This window comes from Treponema endosymbiont of Eucomonympha sp., assembly GCF_001028545.1.
Map to the genome: position 1 here is coordinate 1 of NZ_BBPW01000063.1, position 4,644 is coordinate 4,644.

Annotated in this window: 3 protein-coding genes; all 3 read left to right on the forward strand. The window is 54.8% G+C overall.

The window, feature by feature from the left end; translation table 11 throughout:
* The first annotated feature begins 541 nt into the window (after positions 1–541).
* Positions 542–1,627 carry a tetratricopeptide repeat protein gene (locus AWU74_RS03950; RefSeq protein WP_162502880.1) on the forward strand — a complete coding sequence of 362 codons (1,086 nt, stop codon included), beginning with the start codon at positions 542–544 and terminating at the stop codon, positions 1,625–1,627.
* Between the two features lie 142 nt (positions 1,628–1,769).
* Entirely contained in the window at positions 1,770–2,966 is a 1,197-nt protein-coding gene (locus AWU74_RS03955) for a two-component system sensor histidine kinase NtrB (RefSeq protein ID WP_062327850.1), read from the forward strand.
* 889 nt (positions 2,967–3,855) lie between these two features.
* The coding region (locus tag AWU74_RS03965) for a BREX system ATP-binding domain-containing protein (RefSeq protein WP_162504773.1) at positions 3,856–4,644 on the forward strand (789 nt) is incomplete at its 3' end.

Genomic DNA, 4,644 nt, shown 5'->3' on the forward strand with positions numbered 1-4,644 from the left:
CAAGGGCAGCGCGGAATTTGTTGCTAATGTCGCAACTTTTTGTGATTTTATCCATAATTTACTTTAGATATTCACCCGCGCCCCTGCGAATTCCCAGACCTAAACCCAGCACTGCCCGACTTGCCTACCGAGCGGGGCATTCGGCCTTACGCAGTATCCGTGCGGCGCAGGGGCAATGTTCGAGCTTCCTGAAAAAACTCGGCATACGGGCGGCGCGCAACGCGGAGGGCGTAAAACTGCCTAGATACATTCTATAACTACCTAAATATATTTTATATCTGTCCAGATATATTTTGTAACTGTCTAGATATACTTCATATCTGCCTAGATATACTTTGTAACTGCCTAGATATATTTTATAACTGTCTAGATATATTTTGGATTTGGGCAGTTGCGCTTTGCCACAAGGCAGTTGCGCTTTGTAACAAGGCAGTTATACGGCATAACTGCCCTGAAGCGCGGACGGCGCGGGAGTGGGGAAACTGCCGTGCATAGAAGCGACCGGCGCAAAAGGCTGCGAAACGAACAGCGGAGGAACGAAATGGCAGAGAATAGCGAAAAAGTGAACGCGGAAGCGGCAGCTTTTTGGGCGCAGGGAAACGAACACCTCAATAAGAAAGAATACGGCGCGGCGATAGAAGCATACACGAAGGCGATAGAACTACAGCCGAATTTTGCGGAAGCGTTTCATAATCGAGGCTTTGTGTATGAACAAAAAGGCGACTATGGCAAAGCGATAGCGGACTATGACGCAGCGATACGGCTAAAGCCGGATGACGCGGAGGCGTTTAATAATTGGGGAATTGCGTATGTTGATAAGGGCGACTGTGATAAAGCGATAGCGGATTGTGACGAAGCGATACGGTTACAGCCGGATATTGCGGGGGCGTTTATCGGGCGCGGGCTTGTGTATTATTTTACAGGCGATTATGCCAAAGCGATAGCGGACTATACTGAAGCGGTACGGCTGAAGCCGGATGACGCGGGGGCGTTTAATAATCGGGGACTTGCGTATTATTTTACAGACGATTATGGCAAAGCGATACGGCTACAGCCGGATTATGCGAAGGCGTTTAATAATCGAGGTAGTGCGTATCTTGCAAAGAAAGCTTACGACAAAGCGATAGCTGATTATGACAAAGCGATAATGCTGAAGCCGGATAGCGCGGAGGCGTTTTTGGGGCGCGGATTTGCGTATGAAAAGAAAGGCGAACAAGATAAAGCAAAAGCGGTGCGGCTAAAGCCGAATCTTGCGACGGAAAGCAGTTTGCAAACAACGCCAACGCCAGAAAAGGGAGAGCAAGATTTTGCAGGGAGTACTTTTGTGTATAATATTTCTGGTAACAGTAATTCGCAAACAATAATGGATTCGCCTTATGCGCAGATTAACATTACAGCGAACGAAGAAAACGCGGTATTGAAGTATTTAAATGAATTGGCAGACAACAATAAAAACGATATGGCGTTGCAAAAAATACTTCAAAAAACTCAAACAACGATAAAAGAGAAAAAAGCATCTGTAGAGTTTCTTCGCGGCATAGGAAGCGCTTTAACGAGTTTCAGTGTTTCCTTATCGTCAAACCTATTAACACCGATTGTGGCAAAATTATTAGGAATTTCGACGTAGAAAATACGGCACCTGTTTAAGCGCAAACACTATCCAGACAATGCTATCAAGCGTTCTAAAGTGCCGTTTAGATAAGCACATACAGTGTTTGCGTACGGCGGTTAAAAGCCGCTCTCCCAGCCCGCGCTAAGGAGCCTGCCCCGTGAACGGATTCGTAAAGCGCGTCTCGACTAAAATCTCCAAGCTGTCGGGCGAGCAGATTGAACAGGTCATAGACGCGATTTCGGAAGAAAACGAAATCCGCGACGCCATACTCGGCTCCCTTTCGACGGGGCTTATCGTCTGCGACGAGAACGGGCTGCTGTACCAGACAAACAAAGCCGCCGAACGCCTCGTGCCGTTTGCCAAAAGCCCCGGCGACCCGCGCGCCGGCGACGTGCCGGTGTGGGAGCTTATCGCGGATGCCGACATCGCGGCTTTCGTCAGGTCGCTGTGGGAAAAACAGCGGAACAACGTGTCGCGGGATTTCGCGCTTTCCGCTCCGGGCGGCGCGACGCGGCGCATAACGCTTTCCGCAATGGCGCTCGTCCGCGGCAAAAAGATGACCGGCACGATTCTGAAAATCGACGATGTTACCGAAAAGTTTAATCAGGAGCTGCTCCTGCGGCGAATGGAAAACCTTGCGGGGCTGACGAATGTCGCGGCGAACGTCGCGCACGAAATCAAAAACCCGCTCGGCAGCATAAGCATTCACATTCAGCTTATCCAAAAAGCGCTCGCCAAGGCGCGCGGCGCGGGCGGCTTGCTGCCCGGCGAGAAGTTCCTTGAGCGCTATCTGGGCATAGTGAACGAAGAAATCGAGCGGCTGAACAAAATCGTCGTGGACTTCCTGTATGCGGTGCGCCCGGTGCGCCCCGTTCTGGCGCTGACGAACCCCGACGAGGCGCTGAAAAAGGCGGCGGAGTTTTTGCGGCCGGAGCTGTCGGCAAAGCGCGTCGAGCTGAAGCTGTCGCTGGCGCCGGAATGCCCCGACCTGTTGCTGGACGAAAAACTGTTCCGTCAGGTGATTCTGAATCTGGCGAAGAACGCGGTCGCCGCGCTGCCGGACGGCGGAATCCTCGCGTTCAGTTCGCGGGTCAGGCACGACCGCTATATCCTGACCGTCGCGGACAACGGGCACGGAATGGAACCGGAGACGGCGGCGCGGATATTCGAGCCGTATTTCACGACGAAGGCGGACGGCACCGGACTCGGCATGACTATGGCGTACAAGATTATCCGCGAGTTTCTGGGAGACATAGACGTAAAATCGATAGCCGGCGAAGGGACGGCGGTCGTCATCTCGCTGCCGCTGCCGCAGAGCGAGCGGCGCCTGCTTGAGGGACCGGCGGCGACGTAATGGCTGCCGGTTTTTTGCGCCGTTCAGACGCTTTTATGCGCGTCCCGCAGGCGCATATTGCCACTGAATATCGGTTTTTGAGCCGCTCGCAAGGTTTTTTGCGCGATTCGCGGGACCTTGCGAGTAACTCGCGGGATCTTGCGGGTCGCCCGCAAGATCTTATGAGCGACTCGCAGGCTTGTATGAGCCGGCTCGCAGGACCTTGCGAGCAACTCGCGGGACCTTGCGCGTGACTCGCAGGATCTTATGAGTGACTCGCAGACTCTTGCGGGCGGCGCATAAAGTTGTATGAGCGGCTCGCGGGTGTACCCAAAACCGTTGTTTTTGCAAGCGAACAGAGCGCGGAATGCCGCTTGGCACGGCGCGGAAGTTTGCGGGGAACCCCGCCCTTTAGCGGATTTCTTCATAAGCCGAATTCGCCGCCCATGCATTGACGCTTTATCCTTTTTATAGTATGTTTTATGGCGAATCTGCCGCATAGCTCGGTTGATTCACTATTTCAAAATCCCTCGTCAAAGGGATAGGAGGCAGTACCACGACGAAACGTAAAAAAACGTTCGTTGCGGTCGCGGAAACAACGCTGCTCGCGGCTTCTGGGTTGGGCGCACAACTATTTGCGCAAAGCAGGGCGGATTGCGGCGGGGATAATTCCGTCTGCGCCGACGGCTGAAATTAAGGAATAGACCGGCGCACAAACGGCAAGGCAGAAACCCTGCCGTTTCTTTATAGGCGCAAGTTTCCGGTAAATGTTGCCTTGTCTCTCTGCTTTTGCTCCGCTGCCGCGAGCTTACCTATATGTCGAGTTTTTTCAGAAAACTCGGACGTTCGGCGTAGCCGAACGCGTAACGCCCGCCTTGTTATTCACCGGCAAGCGCGCTATACTGTCGGCATGGTTACCGGAAAAATCAGGCCGCGGGACCGCGACGCGGTCATTCAGTCGCTGCGGGCGGGCGTGGTGCCGCGGGCGGCGCAGCACCTGATACAGGTGGGCAGGAAGCTCGAAATCGAAGCGATGCTTCAGGATATCGAGCGGGTTGCCGACGGGGGCGGCGCGGTTCGCTTCGTCATAGGCGAATACGGGGCGGGCAAAACGTTTTTCCTGAACCTTTCCCGCGCAATCGCGCTGGAAAAAGGCGTCGTTACCGCGTCGGCGGATTTGACGCCCGACAAACGCCTGCACGCGACGGGCGGGTACGCGCGGGCGCTGTACCGGGAGCTTATGAGGAACCTTTCCACGCGCACGAAGCCGGACGGCGGCGCGGTGCAGGGAGTGGTCGAAAAGTTCCTCGCGGCAGCAAAGGCGGAGGCGCGGGAAACGGGCGCCGGCGTAGCCGCCGCGATTCAAAGCAGACTGCAGCCCCTGACGGAACTAGTGAACGGTTACGATTTTGCCGCCGTGCTCGGCGCGTATTGCGAAGGCGCCGAAAAAGGCAACGACGCGCTGCAGGCGGACGCGGTGCGCTGGCTCCGCGGGGAGTTCTCCACGAAGACGGACGCGCGCGCCGCGCTCGGAGTGCGCGCCATAGTCGACGACTCGAACTATTACGACCAGCTCAAGCTCTTTGCGCGCTTCGTGCGGCTCGCGGGATATGCGGGTTTTATCGTGTGCCTCGACGAAATGGTCAACATTTACAAGCTGCAAAACAAACAGGCGCGGAACTCGAATTACGAGCAAATA